Origin of the sequence: Streptomyces sp. NPDC088794, assembly GCF_044750545.1 — a bacterium.
Taxonomy (GTDB): domain Bacteria; phylum Actinomycetota; class Actinomycetes; order Streptomycetales; family Streptomycetaceae; genus Streptomyces.
In genome coordinates this window covers 343,292-359,090 of record NZ_JBIVKB010000013.1, presented here as the reverse complement: position 1 = coordinate 359,090, position 15,799 = coordinate 343,292, and the positions used below count along the sequence as shown (strand labels likewise).

Sequence of the window (15,799 nt, the reverse complement as noted above, 5' to 3'; positions counted from 1 at the left end):
CTGACGATCCGTCAGATGGTCGCCCGAGGAGGGATTTTGTCGCGTACACACACGCCTGTGGTCGACGGTTGGTTCGCCGGCGAAGGGGATGATTTCCGGCTCCTCGGCACGCGCTGCTCGCTCTGCGCCTCGGTCTTCTTCCCCCGCGAGGACATCCACTGCCGCAATCCCGGCTGCCGGGGCGGCGACCTGGCGGAGATCCCGCTCTCGCGCCAGGGGCGGATCTGGTCGTACACCGACAGCCGGTACCGGCCTCCGTCACCCTATGTGACGAACCCGGAACTTCCGTGGGAGCCGTACGCGTTGATCGCGGTAGAGCTGCCCGCCGAGCGGATCGTGGTGCTGGGACAGGCGGCTCCCGGGGTCACCGTCGCCGAACTGACGGTGGGCATGGAGGTGGAGGTCGTCCCGGGCGTGCTCCACGAGGACGCGGAGACGACCTGGACGACCTGGCAGTGGCGGCCGACGGGGGTGACGGCATGACGGGTGACGTGGCGGTGCTGGGCGCGGGGATGCACCCGTGGGGCAAGTGGGGGCACAGCTTCGTCGAGTACGGGGTGACGGCGGCGCGCGCGGCCCTCGCCGACGCCGGTCTCGACTGGCGGGACATCGGTTCGGTCGTCGGCGCGGACACGGTGCGTGGCGGCTATCCGGGATACGTGGCCGGCGCGACCTTCGCCAAGGCGCTGGGCTGGCAGGGGGCCCGGGTGACGAGCGTGTACGCGGCGTGCGCGTCGGGGGCGCAGGCCGTCAACACCGCGCGGGCGCAGATCCTTTCGGGCCAGGCGGACGTCGTCCTGGTGGTGGGCGCGGACGCGGCGCCCAAGGGCTTCTTCCGGCCGGCGGGCGGAGACCGGCCCGACGATCCCGACTGGCTGCGCTTCCGCGTCCTGGGCGCCACCAATCCGACGTACTTCGGGCTGTACGCACGCCGCCGCATGGCCGTGCACGGGGACACACCCGAGGACTTCGCGCAGGTCAAGGTGAAGAACTCGGCGATGGGCGCGCTCAATCCGAACGCCCGCTACCGCAAGCGGGTCACCGCCGACGAGGTCGCCGCCTCGGCGGTGGTCGCCGATCCGCTCCGGCTGCTCGACATCTGCGCGACCTCGGACGGCGGGGCCGCCCTGGTGCTGTCCGGCATGGAGTTCGCGCGCCGGCACGGGCGGGCGGACCCGGTGCGGATCCGGGCGGTGTCCACGGTGACGCCGACCTACCCGAGCACCGTCCTTGACCTGCCGGACATCGCGACGGACTCCGCGGTGGCGGTGGAGCCGGCGGCGGAGACGTTCCGGGCGTCGATCGCCCGGGCCGCCTACGAGGAGGCGGGCATCGGCCCCGAGGACCTCTCCCTCGCCGAGGTCTACGACCTGTCCACGGCACTGGAGTTGCAGTGGTACGAGGATCTCGGGCTCTGCGCGGAGGGCGAGGCCGCGAAGCTCCTCCGGGAAGGCGCGACGAGTCACGGCGGACGCATACCGGTGAACGTGAGCGGTGGGCTGGCCTCTTTCGGGGAGGCGGTGCCGGCGCAGGCGATAGCCCAAGTCTGCGAACTGGTCCGGCAGTTGCGGGAGGAGGCGGGTGACCGGCAGGTCGCGGGGGCGCGGGTGGGGATCACCGCCAACCAGGGACTGTTCGGGCATGGGTCGGCGGTGATCGCGGTGCGGTGACGCGTGGGCCGCGGTGCCGCGTCGGCTGCGGTGACGCGTCGGCTGCGTTCACGGGCGGAGGGCCGGCTGGAGTCGCGGTCGGGCAGTCGACGGCGTCGGCGATCAGGGACCGAGCCGCGTCGGTGATCCGAAAGTCGGTCGCGTCCACCGGCTGGGACGCGGTGGTGCCGGACGGTGGAAGCCCTCGCTCCCACGCTGTGTGACCTGCCCGGAATCCTGCGTGAACGTCTTATGAACTGGCCCTGGGCGTGCGCTGGTGGAGTCATTATGCTGCCGTGCGCTCCTGGACGGATACTCTCCGCTTCGCCTTCCAACCGGTGGTCAATCTGACCACCGGAGGGGTCGCGGGGCTGGAGATACTCGCCCGGCCGGAGAGCGGCGACGTCCTGGCCGAGGCCCGCCGGGATCCCGAACTCGACGGCAGGCTGGCCGTGTTGGCGGTGCGGGCCGCCGCGCGCCGGGAGACGCTGCTGCCGCTGCACGTGAACGTGTTCGCCGGTACTCTCGCCGACCTCGGTGGCCTCACTCCCCTGCACGACGCCGTGCGGGCGGCGGGACGGCTGCCCTGGGAGGTGACCGTCGACATCGGGCCGCCCTACACGCACGTGCCCCAACAGGCTCTCCTGGAGGCCGTGGGAGCGTTGCGGGAGCAGGGCTTCCGGATCAGCGCGGACGGCATCGGGGACGGCGACGTACCGCTGCGGCTGCTCACCGACATGACGCCCGACCTGGTGAAGCTCGACGCGTCGCTGCTGCCGCGGCCCGCGGCGGTGCGGGCGATGCGGACGCTGTGCGAGGAGTTGGGGGCGCTGCTGTCGGTGGAGGGCGTGGAGACGGAAGGGCAGTACGCGGCGGCGCTGGCGGCCGGCGCGCAGCTGGCGCAGGGCGAGCTGTTCGCGCCGCCGTCGCGGCTGCCGGTCGCGGACGTATACGTTCCGCCTCGTCCGCCCGACGCCGTGGCGATGCCGAAGTCGGGCCCGTCGGTACGGGAGTTCGTGCGGCCCGCCGCCCTGTTGCCCGCGACCGCGTCGGCCGGTCAGGTGCGGGCGCTGCTGACCGGTTCGCCGGAGGTGTCCGGGGTGCTGCTCGTGGACAGGAACGGGGTCCCGGTGCGGTCGGTGCACCGCTCGCGCTTCCTGCTGTCGATGTCGGGGCGCTACGGGCACGCGCTCTACGCCGACCGGCCCGCCGCGAAGCTGGGCGATCCGCCGCGGACGGTGGGTGTCGACGCCACCGCGTGGGAGGTCCTGGACGTGCTCGCCGTGGGAGACCGGGACCGTACCTCGGACGACGTGGCGGTCGTCGACCACTACGGGCGGTGCCTGGGTGTCGTACGACTCGCGGATCTCGTACGGGCGTTGGCCGAGAACCGGGTGGAGGAGGCGGCCGGGCTCAATCCGCTGACGCGGCTGCCCGGTTCGGACGCGATCACCGGAGAGGTGGACCGGCGGATCGCTGACGGGCGGACGTTCGCGTTGAGTTGGCTGGATGTGGACCACTTCAAGCAGGTCAACGACGGGGCCGGGTTCGCGGCGGGCGACGAGCTGATCCGGTCGGTGGGGCGGGCGTTGCAGCACGCGGCGTCCGGGAGCACCCGGGTGGGGCACATCGGCGGGGACGACTTCCTGGTGCTCGCCGATCCGCAGGGCCTGGATCCGCTGGCCGTCTCGGTGCTGGACACGCCCTGGTCGGCCGGCGGGCGTCCCGTCACGTTGTCGCTGGCCACGGTCTTGTGCCCGCCGGGCAGTGTGAGCGACCACCGGCAGGCCGCCGCCTGTCTGGCGCCACTGAAGCAGGCCGCGAAGGCGCTGTACGGGGCGAGTTGGGTGCTGGGCCGGGCGGGGCTGCCCGGTCACGAGATTCTGCGCGGCTCGGGGGCGGCGCCTGCGCAGGCGGGGTGCGCGGTGGCGGAGCCCGGGAGGGGCTGACTCTCCTCGGCGGGCGGCGGCCGGAAGGGGCTGACACCCCCTCGGCCAGCGGAGCCCGACAGGGGGCTGCCCCTCTCCTCTCGACCGTCGGGGCCTGGCAGAGGTCGGCTCCCCCTCGCAGGGCGGAGTCCGATAGGGACTGCCTTCTCCTCTTGGCTGAAAGAGCTCGGCAGAGGTCGGCTCGCCTTGGCAGGCCGAGCCCGCAAGCGACCTCCCCTCCTCTCGGCGGACAAAGTCCGGCAGAGGCGGGCTCCCCCTCGGCAGGCCGGCCTGCAAGGGACCTCCCCTCCCCTCGGCCGACAGAGGCCCGGCGGAGGTCGGCTCCCCCTCGCGGGGTGGAACCGGCGTCTCTCCCCCTGTCATCGTTCACGTCCGCGACCTTGACGCTCTCTGGGCGCCGGTGAACACTTCCCGTTGTCGGTCGACATCGCCGTACATACACGGCGTATCCACGCACTGCGCCGCGGGCCCCGCCTGAGCACCTGGCCCACTCCCCAGCGCGATTCGGCCAGGACGGCACGCTCGTCACGGACGCCGAGCGGGGCGCGGGTCTTCCCTGCCTTCGGCTGAAGTCGCCATGGGAAACGCACCCTGCACGCAGGACCGGGGTCGACAGGCCCCCGGGCCAGGTCCTAGGAGCCGCCATGAGCAACGGAGACATCTTTCTCGGCGAAGTCATCGGTACCGCGATCCTGATCCTGTTCGGCGCCGGCGTGGTCGCCGCCGTCGTACTGAACTACTCCAAGGCGAAGGACGGCGGCTGGATCGTCATCGCGTTCGGCTGGGGTTTCGGCGTGATGGCCGGCGCGTACACCGCCGCACCGCTGTCCGGCGGGCATCTCAATCCGGCGGTGACGATCGGCATCGCCGTCGACACCGGGAAGTGGGACAAGGTCCCGCTCTACATAGCCGGGCAGATGGTCGGCGCCGTCCTCGGCGCGGTCCTGTGCTGGCTGGTCTACCTCGCGCAGTTCCAGGCGAACGCCGAGGAGGAGATCGCGCAGCCGACGCTCGGGATCTTCTCCACCACCCCGACGATCCGCAATCCCGTGGCGAACCTCATCACCGAGATCATCGCGACCGTCGCGCTGGTCCTGCCCATCCTGGCCTTCGGGCTGACGAAGGGACTCGGCGAGTCCGGTACGGCGGTCCTGGTCGTCTCGTTCCTGGTGGTCGGCATCGGTCTGTCCCTCGGCGGGCCGACCGGCTACGCCATCAACCCGGCCCGTGACCTGGGCCCCCGTATCGTCCACGCCCTGCTCCCGATCCCCAACAAGGGCACCTCGGACTGGGGTTACTCGTGGATCCCGGTGGTGGGACCGCTGATCGGCGGAGCGCTCGCCGGGCTCATCTTCAACGTCGCTTTCTGAGCTTTCTGATCCGGTTCGGAGGGCCGCGCCGCCCTCCGAACCCGCAGCCGTCCTCCCACCCGCAGCCGACTGCCACCCGCAGCCGCCTCCCGATCCTCCAGAGCAGCCTTCCGAAGTACACGACGAAGGGGACGTCATGACGGACAAGTTCGTCGCCGCCATCGACCAGGGCACGACCTCCAGCCGCTGCATCGTCTTCAACCAGGACGGCGCGATCGTCGCCGTCGACCAGCGCGAACACCGCCAGATCTTCCCCAAGCCGGGCTGGGTGGAGCACGACGCCACCGAGATCTGGTCGAAGGTGCAGGCCGTGGTCGCCGGGGCGATCGCCAAGGCCGGGCTGCGCGCCGACCAGCTCAGCGCGCTCGGCATCACCAACCAACGCGAGACCACGGTCCTGTGGGACCGCGCGACGGGCAAGCCCGTGCACAACGCCATCGTGTGGCAGGACATGCGCACCGCGGCCCTGTGCGAGCAACTCGCCGGTACGGACGGGCAGGACCGCTTCCGCGAGCAGACCGGCCTGCCGCTGGCCACCTACTTCGCGGGACCCAAGGCGGCCTGGCTGCTCGACAACGTGCCCGGCCTCAGGACCCGCGCCGAGAACGGCGAGATCGCCTTCGGGACCATCGACTCCTGGCTGATCTGGAACCTCACCGGCGGCACCGACGGCGGCAGGCACGTCACCGACGTGACCAACGCCGGGCGCACCATGCTGATGAACCTGGAGACCCTCCAGTGGGACCAGTCCATCCTGTCCGCGATGAACATCCCCGAGGCGATCCTCCCGGAGATCAGGTCCTCGGCCGAGACCTACGGAACCGCCAGGGGCCAACTGGCCGGTGTGCCCGTCGCGTCGGCCCTCGGCGACCAGCAGGCCGCCATCTTCGGACAGGCCTGCTACGACGTGGGCACGGCCAAGAACACGTACGGCACGGGCAGTTTCCTGCTGCTCAACACCGGCAACCGGCCCGTGCCGTCGAAGAACGGGCTGCTGACGACGATGGGCTACAAGATCGGCGACCAGGCGGCGGTCTACTGCCTGGAGGGGTCGATCGCGATCACGGGCGCCCTGGTCCAGTGGTTCCGCGACCAACTGGGCATCATCCGCGCCGCCGACGACATCGAGCCGCTGGCCGCGAGCGTCGACGACAACGGTGGCGCCTACATCGTGCCCGCGTTCTCCGGCCTGTTCGCGCCGTACTGGCGGTCCGACGCGCGCGGGGTGATCACCGGTCTGACGCGGTACGTCACCAAGGCGCACCTCGCCCGGGCCGTGCTGGAGGCGACGAGCTGGCAGACGCGTGAGGTCGTGGACGCCATGTACCAGGACTCCGGGGTGCAGATCACCACCCTGAAGGTGGACGGCGGCATGACCAAGAACAACCTCCTGATGCAGCATCAGGCGGACGTGCTCGACGTGCCGGTGGTCCGCCCCAAGGTCTCCGAGACGACCTGCCTCGGCGCCGCGTACGCGGCCGGGCTCGCCACCGGCGTCTGGAACGACCTCGACGAACTCAAGGCCCACTGGCAGAAGGACGTGGAGTGGACGCCCTCCATGGAGGCGTCGGTCCGCGACCGCGAGTACCACAACTGGCGCAAGGCGGTGGAGAAGAGCTTCGCCTGGGAGGAGGGCGGCGACAACTAGGCACGCGCACGCGTGCGTTGCGACGGGACACACGCACGCGTGCCTGCCGACAGAGCTGCGGCCCGTACCCCGGTCGGCGAGGGTACGGGCCGTGCCCGTGCGTCTGGGGCGGTGGCTGCCTCGGCGGGCGGCGGCGTCAGGTGGTGACGGTCTTGCGGCGCTCGGCCGCAAGGGCCATGGCGTGCTGGACGACCCCGATCAGCACCTCCTTGACGGACGTACGGTCACGCGCGTCGCACAGGACGAGCGGCACGTCCTCGTCGAGGTCGAGGGCCTGGCGGACGGACTGCTCGGGGTAACGGGCGCTGCCCTCGAAGCAGTTGACGCCGACGACGAAAGGTATGGAGCGCCGCTCGAAGTAGTCGACGGCGGCGAAGCAGTCCTCCAGGCGGCGCGTGTCGGCGAGCACGACGGCGCCGAGCGCACCCTCGGAGAGCTCGTCCCACATGAACCAGAACCGTTCCTGCCCGGGCGTTCCGAACAGGTACAGCACCAGGTTCTCGCGGAGCGTGATGCGGCCGAAGTCCATGGCCACGGTGGTGGTGTGCTTGCCCTCCACCCCGCTGGTGTCGTCGATCGGCCGGCCGGCCTCGGTGAGCAACTCCTCGGTGCGCAGCGGCCTGATCTCGCTGACCGCGCCCACCAGGGTCGTCTTGCCCACGCCGAAGCCACCGGCCACCAGGATCTTGAGCGTGACCGGCTCGACCGGCGGCTTGCCTCGCTCAGTACGCCCGAACATCATCGTTCTCTTCTCCTGCTGGGTGGGGGGAGTCTGCGTCCGGCTCCCCGATCGCACTGTTCGGAACCATCTCCGCAGGCGGGTGGCCGACTTGCCGCAGAGAGGTGTCGACGATCGGTCAGATCATATCGGTCGCGCCGCTTCGACGCCCGGTCCGTACCTGCCGACGAGGACATCGTGGATGTTCACAACACGCGGCGGCCACACGGATGATGAGAAGCTGGGGGCGGCAGTCAGGCAGGTCCTCAGGACGCGATCACCAGGAGCCCAGGACGATGGACACGTCGAAGCCCCGACCCGGCGACGGATCCGCGGACCGCGTCCAGTCGTTGGAGCGGGCCATCACGCTGCTGGAGGCGACCGCCGACTGTTCGCCGGACGGCGACACGGCGGCCAACCTGGCGGCGCGGTGCGGGATCAACCGCGCCACGGCCTGGCGGCTGTTGGCCACGCTGGAGCAGTACGGGCTGGTGGAGCGCAGCCCGGTCAGCAACCGCTACACGGTCGGCTTCGCGGTGGCCCGGATGGCGTCGGTGGCCGGCTTCGACGGGCTGATCCGCCGGGCGCACGGCACGCTGAGCCGGGTCAGCGAGCAGACCGGCGAGACCGCCAACCTCGCGGTGGTACGGCAGTTGGGCCTCACGTACATCGACGAGGTGACGCCACCGGTGGTGCTGAGCGCCAAGTGGCTCGGCCGGCAGGTGCCGTTGCACGCCACCTCGACGGGCAAGGCACTGCTGGCCTGGCTGCCCCCGGAGGAGGCCGAGTCCCTGCTGGCCGAACCGCTCACGGCGTTCACGGACACCACGGTCACGGACCGGGGCCGGCTGGCGGCGGAGTTGGCGCGGACGCGGGAGCGCGGATACAGCGTCTGCGTCGGCGAGATGGAGCGGAATCTGTACGGGGTCTCCGCGCCGGTGTTCGGCAGCCGCGCGCGGCCGTTCGCGATCGTCAGCATCTGGGGGCCGCAGGACCGGGTGCCCGAATCGCGGTTCACGGACCTGGGGGTGCTCGCTCGGGGGGCGGCGGACGAGATCGCGGGGGCGGCGCGGGCCGTATAGGGCGCCGACGGTCCCGACGGAGGCGGTCTTGACCGTACGGCGTCCTGCGCCGCATGTTCGTATGGTGCGACGGTTGTTCACCATGTGAGCGGCAGAGAGAGGAACCCGCGCCTCATGAACCAGGACGTCATCATCACCTGCGCCCTCACCGGCGCCGGCGACACCGTGCGCAAGAGCCCGCACGTGCCCGTCACCCCCGAACAGATCGCCGCGTCCGCCGTGCAGGCCGCCGAGGCCGGTGCCGCCGCGGTCCACATCCATGTACGGGATCCCGAAACCGGGGCGCCCTCGCGGGATCCGCGCCTGTACCGCGAGGTCGTCGAGCGCATCAAGGAGACCGGCACCGACGTCGTCATCAACCTCACCGCGGGCATGGGCGGTGACCTGGTGATAGACCCCGAGGAACCGCTGAGGCACCTCCCCGGCACGGACCTCGTCGGCGGCCTCGAACGGCTTCCGCACGTCGAGGACCTGCTGCCCGACATCTGCACCCTGGACTGCGGTTCCCTCAACTTCGGTGACGGGTCCGGCCTTTATGTCTCCACGCCGGACATGCTGCGCGCCGGGGCCCGGCGGATCCAGGAGCTGGGCGTGCGGCCCGAGTTGGAGATCTTCGACACCGGACACCTGTGGTTCGCCAAGCAGTTGCTGGCGGAGGGGCTGCTGGACGAGCCGACCGTGTTCCAGCTGTGCATGGGCGTGCCATGGGGTGCGCCCGCGGATCCCGGCGTGCTCCAGTCGATGGTCAACTTCCTGCCGGAGGGCGCCCAGTGGGCCGGCTTCGCGCTGGGCCTGATGCAGATGCCATGGGTGGCGCAGTCGATCCTGCTCGGCGGTCATGTGCGCGTGGGCCTGGAGGACAACCTCTATCTCGGCAAGGGCGTCAAGGCGACCAACGCGCAGTTGGTGGAGCGGGCGGTGACGATCGTCGAAGCGCTCGGGGCGAGGGTCGCGACGCCGGACGAGGCGCGGCTCAAGTGGGGTCTGAAGCGGTGACGGATCCCTCCACGCACTCGACCCTGCCACCCGAATCCCCCACCGCTCACTCGAACCCGTCTCCCGAATCCCCATCCGCTCACTCGAACCCGTCCCCCGAACCCCCGTCCGCCCCCGAGGACGTGCGCCGAGTCGCCTGCGTAGGCGCCGGAGTGATCGGCGGTGGCTGGGTCGCCCACTTCCTCGCCCGCGGCTACGACGTCACCGCGTGGGACCCGGCCCCCGACGCCGAGGCCCGGTTGCGGCGGCTGGTGGACGCCGCCTGGCCCGCGCTGGAACAGCTCGATCTCGCCGCCGGTGCCTCACCGGACCGCCTCACCGTCACGGCGACGCTCGAAGAGGCCGTGTCCGAGGCGGAGTTCGTGCAGGAGAGCGCCCCCGAGAAGCTGGACCTCAAGCGCGAACTGCTCGCCGACATCGACTCGTTGACGCCCGCCGGAGTGGTCATCGCCTCCTCCACCTCCGGGTACCCAATGACGGACATGCAGACGGAGGCCGGCACGCCCGGTCGGCTGGTCGTCGGTCACCCCTTCAACCCGCCGTACCTCATCCCGCTCGTCGAGGTGGTCGGCGGTGAGCGGACCGAGCAGGGCGCGGTGCGCTGGGCGTCCCGGTTCTACGAGGCCGCGGGCAAGTCCGTCATCGCCATGGACCGCGAGGTGCCCGGGTTCATCGCCAACCGCCTCCAGGAGGCCCTGTGGCGGGAGGCGCTGCACATGGTCGCGAACGGTGAGGCGACGGTCGGCGACATAGACCTGTCCATCACCGAGGGTCCGGGCCTGCGTTGGGCGGTCATGGGCCCGATGCTGACCTTCGCGCTGGCCGGCGGCGAGGGCGGAATGGCCCACATGCTGGACCACTTCGGCCCGTCCCTGAAGTCCCCGTGGACCCGGCTGGAGGCCCCAGAGCTGGACCGGGAGTTGTACGACGCGGTGGTGGCTGGCTGCGACGACGCCGCCGACGGCCGTACCATCGCCGACCTGGTCACCGAACGCGACCGGGGCGTCATCGCCGTACTGCGCGCGACCGGGCGGCTTCGGGAGGAGGGTGCCGCATGAGCGTTCCGCTGTTCCGGGAGACCGTTCGGCCCGAGTGGATCGACTACAACGGGCATATGAGCGAGGCGTTCTACGTCCTCGTCTTCGGCTTCGCGACGGACGCGCTGATGGAGTCGACGGGGCTGGATCCGGCGTATCGAGAGCGGACCGGCTGCTCGCTCTACACGGTCGAGGCTCATGTCCGTTATCTCCGGGACGTGCCGGTGGAAGCCCGACTGGCCGTGCGTACGCGGGTGTTGGGGGCGGCCGGGAAGAAGGTGCGTCTCACGCACGAGATGTACGTCGTCGCGGACCCGTCGGCCGAGCCGGGGGCGGACGCCGAGCCGGTGGCCACCACGGAGTTGCTCGCTCTCCATGTGGATCAGGCGGCGGGCCGTGCGACCGCGTTCCCCGATGCCGTCCGCGAGCGGCTCAACGCCCTTGCGGAACCGGCTCCTTGGTGGGCCGGCCGTTCCGTGGCGCCGGTGGGGTCGGAGGGGGAGGTGGCTCGCGGACCGGGGTGATCGGGCCCGGTCCGTGAGCTGTCGGGGTCCGGGAAGGCCCGGTCAGAGGGCCCGGAGGCCGCTGATCACATCGCGCAGGATGCTCTCGTCCGGGAGTTCGGCAGGGGGTACCGGCCGGGTCACATGGACGAACTCGCCGTTCACGAGGTCGCCGATGAGCACCCGGACGACGCCGATGGGCAGGTCGAGTTCGGCCGCGAGCTCGGCGACCGACTGGGGTGTGTCCCGGCAGAGGTCGACGATGTCCACGTGTTCCGGGGACAGCATCGAGTCCCCTTCCGGGTCGTCGGCCTGCGGCTCGGTCAGCACCACCGCGATCAGGTCGAGGCGGTGCTGGCCCGGACTGCTGGTCCGGCCGCGCGTCATCGCGTACGGGCGGACGACCGGCCCGGCGTCGTCGTCGAACCAGTGGCTTCTTCCCTGACCGTCAGAGCTCATGACATCTCACTACCCGCCCGCGGGCAGATCGGTGCGCGGAGCGGCGCCAAGATGTACACCGACCCGCTTCACGAGGAGGGTCATCTCGTACGCGACCTGGCCCACGTCCGAGTCCGCGTCCGCGAGGACCGCGAGGCAGCTGCCGTCACCGGCGGCGGTCACGAACAGGAAGGCCTCGTCGAGTTCCACGACCGTCTGCCGGACGCTTCCGGCCTCGAAGTGCCGGCCCACACCCTTGGCGAGGCTGTGGAAGCCGGAGGCGACGGCGGCGAGGTGCTCGCTGTCCTCCCGGGTCAGGTCCTGGGACACGCCGGTGGGCAGGCCGTCGCTGGACAGGACGAGGGCCTTGCTGATGCTCGCGACGCGGTCCACGAGGTCGTCCAGGAGCCAGTTGAGCTCGCCGGTCCTGTTCGTGGAGTGGCCGGTCGCCTTCGGTGCGGTCATCGACCGTCCCCCTTCGTTCCTTGTGGTGCAGTGCCGCTGTGGGCGTCGTCGTCCGCGGCGTTCTCCTCGCGCCCGCGCTGCCAGCCTCGTTGCAGCGAGGCCATCCGGCTGCGTACCTCGTCGGCGTCGCGCTCCACGGGCTCCGGTCTGTCCGCGGTGCGCCGGACGGGGCTCTGCTTCAACTGCGGGGCCAGGTTGGCCTGTCGTACCCGCCGGGGCAGTGCGCCCGTGCCGGCGGTGGTGTCCGGTCCGGAACCGGCGCGGGTGCCTCGACCCGAACCGGCGCCTGCCGTCTGCTCCTCGCTCTCGCTCCCGGCGCCGATGGCGGGTGGGCGGGTGCGCAGGGGCAGGGCGGGAGTATCTGGGGTTTCGCCGGAGCCGTCGTGTCCCGACGGCGCCGGGGACTCGGGGCGGTCGGGTCCGCCGGGGCGCAGCGGCGAGGCGCCGCGGCGGCGGGTCGGCAGCGCCGGCGCGCCCTGCTCCGTCGCCGGCCAGGCTGCCCGGCCCGTCAGGGGCTCGTCGCCCCGGCGGCGGGCCGGCGACGCCGTGTCCGTCTCCCGTCGTCCCGTGCCTGCGGCGAGGGAGTCGTCCACGTCGTCGCGCCGGGACCGTCCGCCGACCGGGCGGCCGTGCGAGCTGACCAGCTTGGGCGTGCCGCGGCGGGGCAGCGGGACCAGGGGGTTGCCGTCCTCGTCCGTGTCGCCGTCACCCGGCTCACGGGACGCGGGGCCCTCCTGGGGCCGGCCGTCCTCGGCGAGGGTGATGGAGCGGCGCGGCCGGAACAGCCCGCCGCGCTCGCCCGCCTCGTCGTCGAGCGGGTCCGGGAAGTCCTCGATGGCGTCCAGGTCGACGGGCGCCTCCAGCTCGACCGGCCCGTCGAGGAGCGCGGCCGGCAGTCCGGGCCGCGACCCGGACGTCCCCGAGAGGGCGGTCCGGCGCCCGTCCTCCAGCGCCGCCTCCTTCGTGGGATGGGGCCGGTCGAGGCGGAAGCCGATGCCGTTGGTGTCCGGGATCTCGTTCGTCAGCAGCGCGTCGGGGATGAAGACGACCGCGGTCGTGCCGCCGTACGGCGACGGTTGCAGGGAGACCCGGACGTTCTGCCGCTGGGCGAGCCGGCTGACGACGAAGAGGCCGAGCCGGTCGGTGTCGGAGAGTTCGAACTCGGGGGTCTCGGCGAGCCGCAGGTTGGCGTCCAGGAGGGCGTCGGCTGCCATGCCGAGGCCGCGGTCGTGGATCTCCAGGGTGAAGCCGTTGGCGACGCGCTCGCCGAGCACCTGGACGGCGGTGTGCGGCGGGGAGAACACCGTGGCGTTCTCCAGGAGTTCGGCAACGAGGTGGGTGACGTCGGCGACGGCCGGGCCGGTGACGGCGACCCGGGGCAGCCGGCGCACCTCGATGCGCTCGTAGTCCTCGACCTCGGCGACCGCGGCCCGTACGACGTCCATGAGCTGGACGGGTTTGCGCCACTGCCGGGAGGGGGCCGCGCCGGAGAGGATCACGAGGCCCTCGGCGTGCCGGCGCATACGGGTCGTCAGGTGGTCCAGGCGGAACAGGTCGGCGAGTTCGTCGGTGTCCTCGGTCCGGCGTTCCATCGTGTCGAGCAGGGTGAGCTGCTTGTGCAGCAGGACCTGGCTGCGGCGGGCGAGGTTGACGAAGACCTCGGAGACCCCGGCGCGCAGTTCGGCCTGTTTGACTGCGGCCTCGACGGCGGCGCGCTGCAGGGTGTTGAGGGCGTGGCCGACGTCGCCGATCTCGTTGCGGTCGTACTCCAGGCGCGGGACCTCGGTCTCGACGTCGACCTGCTCGCCCGTGGACAGCCGGCGCATCACGCTGGGCAGCCGGACACCGGACGCCTCGTGGGCCTCCAGGCGCAGTTGCCGCAGGTCGCGGATGAGACCGCGGCCGACCCGGACGGACAGGAACAGCGAGAGCAGCAGGGCGACCAGGCCGAGTACGCCGCCGATGGCGACCTTGGCGATGACGCCGACGGCGACCGGGCGGACGCGGTCCTGATAGCGGTCGTCGGCCCGGTCGTTGAGGGTGCCCAGCTCGTTCAGGACGGCGCCCGCGGCGGTGTCCCAGGTCTGCGCGGTGACCTCGCGGGGCGCCCCGGACCCACCCTTGACGGCGGACTGCTCGGCGGTACGCAGCGGAGCGGTCTCGGCGTTCTTCCAGAACCGGTCGTAGCGCGCGCGTTCCGTGGCGGGCAACAGCGGCAGGTTGACCTCGTACAGAAGGTCGCGTTGGGCGACGAGGTCGGAGACCTCCCGCAGTTCGGTGCGCGAGGGCTTGCCCACGACGAGGGCGGAGCCGAGCAGGGCGTCCTCGCGGGAGAGGAACTCGCGGGCGCGGGCGAGGTTGGCCAGCGCGCGGTACTGCTTGTCCATCTCGACGTTGTCGACGACGTGGAGGTTGGTGAGCAGGACGTAACAGGGGTCGACCAGACGGTTGTAGAGGTCGAGGGCCTGGGCCCGGTCGACGGTGCCGTCCTCGACGCTGCGGCGCAGGGAGTCGATGCCGTCGAAGGCGTCGAGCACCGCGCTCAGGTTCTCGCCGGTACCGGAGCCCATCGCGTCGCGGACGTCGGGGTTCCGCGCGTTCTTGCGGATCTTCGCGACGGCCTGGTCGGTGGCGGTCCGGCTGCGCCTGAGGTCACCGAGTCCGTCGGAGGCCCGCGGGTCCGCGAGGTAGACGAGACTCTGCCGGCGCTCCTGCTGCAGCACGCGGACGGTGTCCTCGATCGGGTAACCGATCTTCTCGGTCACGTCGGAGACGTTGAACAGCTGTTCCGCCTCACGTCCGGTGAGGACCGTGGCGAAGGCCCAGATCGCGGTCAGCGACAGCAGCGGCACGAGAAGCAGCGCCACGATCTTCCGGCGGATGGACTTCCCGCGAAAGCGCATGGCCTCCCCCAGCTCGACCCCCGCCGGCCGGGGGCACATATGTACGTCAACAAACGGCGCGAGCCTACTACCGTCACACGCGTATCTCGAAGACCGTTCCGGAAGCTGAACTGCCGTGTGGGCGACGACACATGGAGAGTTGTCCGGTGTTGGGCGGATGTTGCCGCCCGCCAGGGCTCGATGATCGCCGGAACTCTTTCACCGTACGCACGCGAACAGTTGGCCGGATTTTTTCGCCCGCCGGGAATCTTCAGGACGTGCCGTTCGTCCTTGTCTGTGAGAAATGGGGGGCGGAATCGGCTCCAGGAGCCGCATCCTGCACCCCGGCAGCGTAAAACAGCGCAAGCCGGGCAACCCAGAGGGGAGCCGTGTCATCTGACACGGTGCGAGGGGTTGCCGGCAGTGGGGAGTGACACGGTGATGGGCACGGCGGAGCGGCGCGAGGCGCCCGGGGACGACCTGGGGACGCGCCTGAAGGCACAGCGGGGCCCGGAGACGTCCGATCACGACATCCCGACCGGTGCGCGCGAGGCGCCGATCGCACAGGACACGGAACAGAGCACGCAGTACGTCGTGGGGGCGGACCGGGTCGCGGAACAGGTGCAGTCTGCCTACCAGCCATTGTGGATCGAGGAGCCGGCCAAGCGGCGCCGAATGCCCGACCCGGTCCGCACGTCGGCGGTGCGGGCGGTGATCATCATCGCGGTGACCCTGCTCCTGGCGATGGTCGCCTTCTTCTGCACCATGGCCGAGTCCTGGCTGGCCTTCCCGATGGTCATCAGCGCCATCGTCAGCACGGTGGTGGCCACCTGGGGCGCGCTCGACATCTGGGTGACCCGCCAGGTCTGGAACCAGCGCAACGGCGTGGTGTCGATTCCCAGCAGCACCGCCCGCACCCTGCGCCGCGAGCGCCGTCAGGCCCGCCGCCAGGCGAGGGCCACTGAGCGGGCGCAGGCCCGGATACGCAGGCGCGGCGGCAACGCGGGCCAGCTCTCGCACTCTTGAGGTCTTGAGCGTGCGTGCCCTCCGGTGGCCGGGGCG

At 71.4% G+C, this 15,799-nt stretch carries 14 protein-coding genes; 10 read left to right on the top strand and 4 right to left on the bottom strand.

The window, feature by feature from the left end; genetic code table 11:
* Positions 1-57: 57 nt before the first annotated feature.
* The 5 genes from ACIP6U_RS33095 to glpK all read left to right on the top strand — a co-directional run bounded on the left by ACIP6U_RS33095 (position 58) and on the right by glpK (position 6,616).
* On the top strand, positions 58-483 hold the full coding sequence (locus ACIP6U_RS33095) for a Zn-ribbon domain-containing OB-fold protein (protein ID WP_401725628.1): 426 nt from the start codon (positions 58-60) through the stop codon (positions 481-483).
* Complete coding sequence (locus ACIP6U_RS33090) at positions 480-1,670, top strand: lipid-transfer protein (RefSeq protein WP_401725561.1); 1,191 nt, start codon at positions 480-482, stop codon at positions 1,668-1,670. The genes ACIP6U_RS33095 and ACIP6U_RS33090 overlap by 4 nt, the downstream gene beginning before the upstream one ends.
* 275 nt (positions 1,671-1,945) lie before the next feature.
* Positions 1,946-3,598, top strand: coding sequence for an EAL domain-containing protein (locus tag ACIP6U_RS33085; protein ID WP_401725558.1), 1,653 nt, complete (start codon positions 1,946-1,948; stop codon positions 3,596-3,598).
* Positions 3,599-4,242: 644 nt separating this feature from the next.
* Positions 4,243-4,968 carry an MIP/aquaporin family protein gene (locus ACIP6U_RS33080; RefSeq protein ID WP_401725555.1) on the top strand — a complete coding sequence of 242 codons (726 nt, stop codon included), beginning with the start codon at positions 4,243-4,245 and terminating at the stop codon, positions 4,966-4,968.
* Between the two features lie 136 nt (positions 4,969-5,104).
* Positions 5,105-6,616, top strand: coding sequence for a glycerol kinase GlpK (gene glpK / locus ACIP6U_RS33075; protein ID WP_401725552.1), 1,512 nt, complete (start codon positions 5,105-5,107; stop codon positions 6,614-6,616).
* 136 nt (positions 6,617-6,752) lie between these two features.
* On the opposite strand, the gene ACIP6U_RS33070 is transcribed toward glpK, so the two are convergent.
* Entirely contained in the window at positions 6,753-7,358 is a 606-nt protein-coding gene (locus ACIP6U_RS33070) for a GTP-binding protein (protein ID WP_401725550.1), read from the bottom strand.
* A 272-nt stretch (positions 7,359-7,630) separates the two neighbouring features.
* Between ACIP6U_RS33070 and ACIP6U_RS33065 the strand changes: the two genes are divergently transcribed.
* The 4 genes from ACIP6U_RS33065 to ACIP6U_RS33050 all read left to right on the top strand — a co-directional run bounded on the left by ACIP6U_RS33065 (position 7,631) and on the right by ACIP6U_RS33050 (position 10,973).
* Complete coding sequence (locus ACIP6U_RS33065) at positions 7,631-8,416, top strand: IclR family transcriptional regulator (RefSeq protein ID WP_401725547.1); 786 nt, start codon at positions 7,631-7,633, stop codon at positions 8,414-8,416.
* A 114-nt stretch (positions 8,417-8,530) separates the two neighbouring features.
* The gene (locus ACIP6U_RS33060) at positions 8,531-9,412 is read left to right on the top strand and encodes a 3-keto-5-aminohexanoate cleavage protein (RefSeq protein WP_401725545.1); all 882 of its coding nucleotides are present in this window, start codon (positions 8,531-8,533) and stop codon (positions 9,410-9,412) included.
* A gap of 122 nt (positions 9,413-9,534) precedes the next feature.
* Positions 9,535-10,470 carry a 3-hydroxyacyl-CoA dehydrogenase NAD-binding domain-containing protein gene (locus tag ACIP6U_RS33055; RefSeq protein WP_401725542.1) on the top strand — a complete coding sequence of 312 codons (936 nt, stop codon included), beginning with the start codon at positions 9,535-9,537 and terminating at the stop codon, positions 10,468-10,470.
* On the top strand, positions 10,467-10,973 hold the full coding sequence (locus ACIP6U_RS33050; protein ID WP_401725540.1) for a thioesterase family protein: 507 nt from the start codon (positions 10,467-10,469) through the stop codon (positions 10,971-10,973). The genes ACIP6U_RS33055 and ACIP6U_RS33050 overlap by 4 nt, the downstream gene beginning before the upstream one ends.
* Before the next feature lie 42 nt (positions 10,974-11,015).
* On the opposite strand, the gene ACIP6U_RS33045 is transcribed toward ACIP6U_RS33050, so the two are convergent.
* The 3 genes from ACIP6U_RS33045 to ACIP6U_RS33035 are packed head-to-tail and all read right to left on the bottom strand — an operon-like array spanning position 11,016 to position 14,758.
* Positions 11,016-11,411 (bottom strand): DUF742 domain-containing protein, encoded by a 396-nt coding sequence (locus ACIP6U_RS33045; RefSeq protein WP_401725537.1) that lies wholly within the window; start codon positions 11,409-11,411, stop codon positions 11,016-11,018.
* 9 nt (positions 11,412-11,420) lie between these two features.
* Positions 11,421-11,855 carry a roadblock/LC7 domain-containing protein gene (locus ACIP6U_RS33040; RefSeq protein ID WP_401725535.1) on the bottom strand — a complete coding sequence of 145 codons (435 nt, stop codon included), beginning with the start codon at positions 11,853-11,855 and terminating at the stop codon, positions 11,421-11,423.
* Positions 11,852-14,758, bottom strand: a complete 2,907-nt coding sequence (locus tag ACIP6U_RS33035) for a nitrate- and nitrite sensing domain-containing protein (RefSeq protein WP_401725532.1) — start codon at positions 14,756-14,758, stop codon at positions 11,852-11,854. The genes ACIP6U_RS33040 and ACIP6U_RS33035 overlap by 4 nt, the downstream gene beginning before the upstream one ends.
* Before the next feature lie 402 nt (positions 14,759-15,160).
* On the opposite strand from ACIP6U_RS33035, the gene ACIP6U_RS33030 reads away from it, so the two are divergent.
* Positions 15,161-15,763: a hypothetical protein gene (locus ACIP6U_RS33030; protein ID WP_401725529.1), complete on the top strand. Its 603-nt coding sequence runs from the start codon at positions 15,161-15,163 to the stop codon at positions 15,761-15,763.
* Positions 15,764-15,799 lie beyond the last annotated feature (36 nt).

Excerpts from the sequence above, each read along its gene's own strand:
- ACIP6U_RS33040 (WP_401725535.1), bottom strand. The coding sequence starts at position 11,855 with ATGACCGCACCGAAGGCGACCGGCCACTCCACGAACAGGACCGGCGAG.
- ACIP6U_RS33060 (WP_401725545.1), top strand. The coding sequence starts at position 8,531 with ATGAACCAGGACGTCATCATCACCTGCGCCCTCACCGGCGCCGGCGAC.
- glpK (WP_401725552.1), top strand. The coding sequence starts at position 5,105 with ATGACGGACAAGTTCGTCGCCGCCATCGACCAGGGCACGACCTCCAGC.
- ACIP6U_RS33090 (WP_401725561.1), top strand. The coding sequence starts at position 480 with ATGACGGGTGACGTGGCGGTGCTGGGCGCGGGGATGCACCCGTGGGGC.
- ACIP6U_RS33045 (WP_401725537.1), bottom strand. The coding sequence starts at position 11,411 with ATGAGCTCTGACGGTCAGGGAAGAAGCCACTGGTTCGACGACGACGCC.
- ACIP6U_RS33035 (WP_401725532.1), bottom strand. The coding sequence starts at position 14,758 with ATGCGCTTTCGCGGGAAGTCCATCCGCCGGAAGATCGTGGCGCTGCTT.
- ACIP6U_RS33080 (WP_401725555.1), top strand. The coding sequence starts at position 4,243 with ATGAGCAACGGAGACATCTTTCTCGGCGAAGTCATCGGTACCGCGATC.
- ACIP6U_RS33065 (WP_401725547.1), top strand. The coding sequence starts at position 7,631 with ATGGACACGTCGAAGCCCCGACCCGGCGACGGATCCGCGGACCGCGTC.
- ACIP6U_RS33050 (WP_401725540.1), top strand. The coding sequence starts at position 10,467 with ATGAGCGTTCCGCTGTTCCGGGAGACCGTTCGGCCCGAGTGGATCGAC.
- ACIP6U_RS33070 (WP_401725550.1), bottom strand. The coding sequence starts at position 7,358 with ATGATGTTCGGGCGTACTGAGCGAGGCAAGCCGCCGGTCGAGCCGGTC.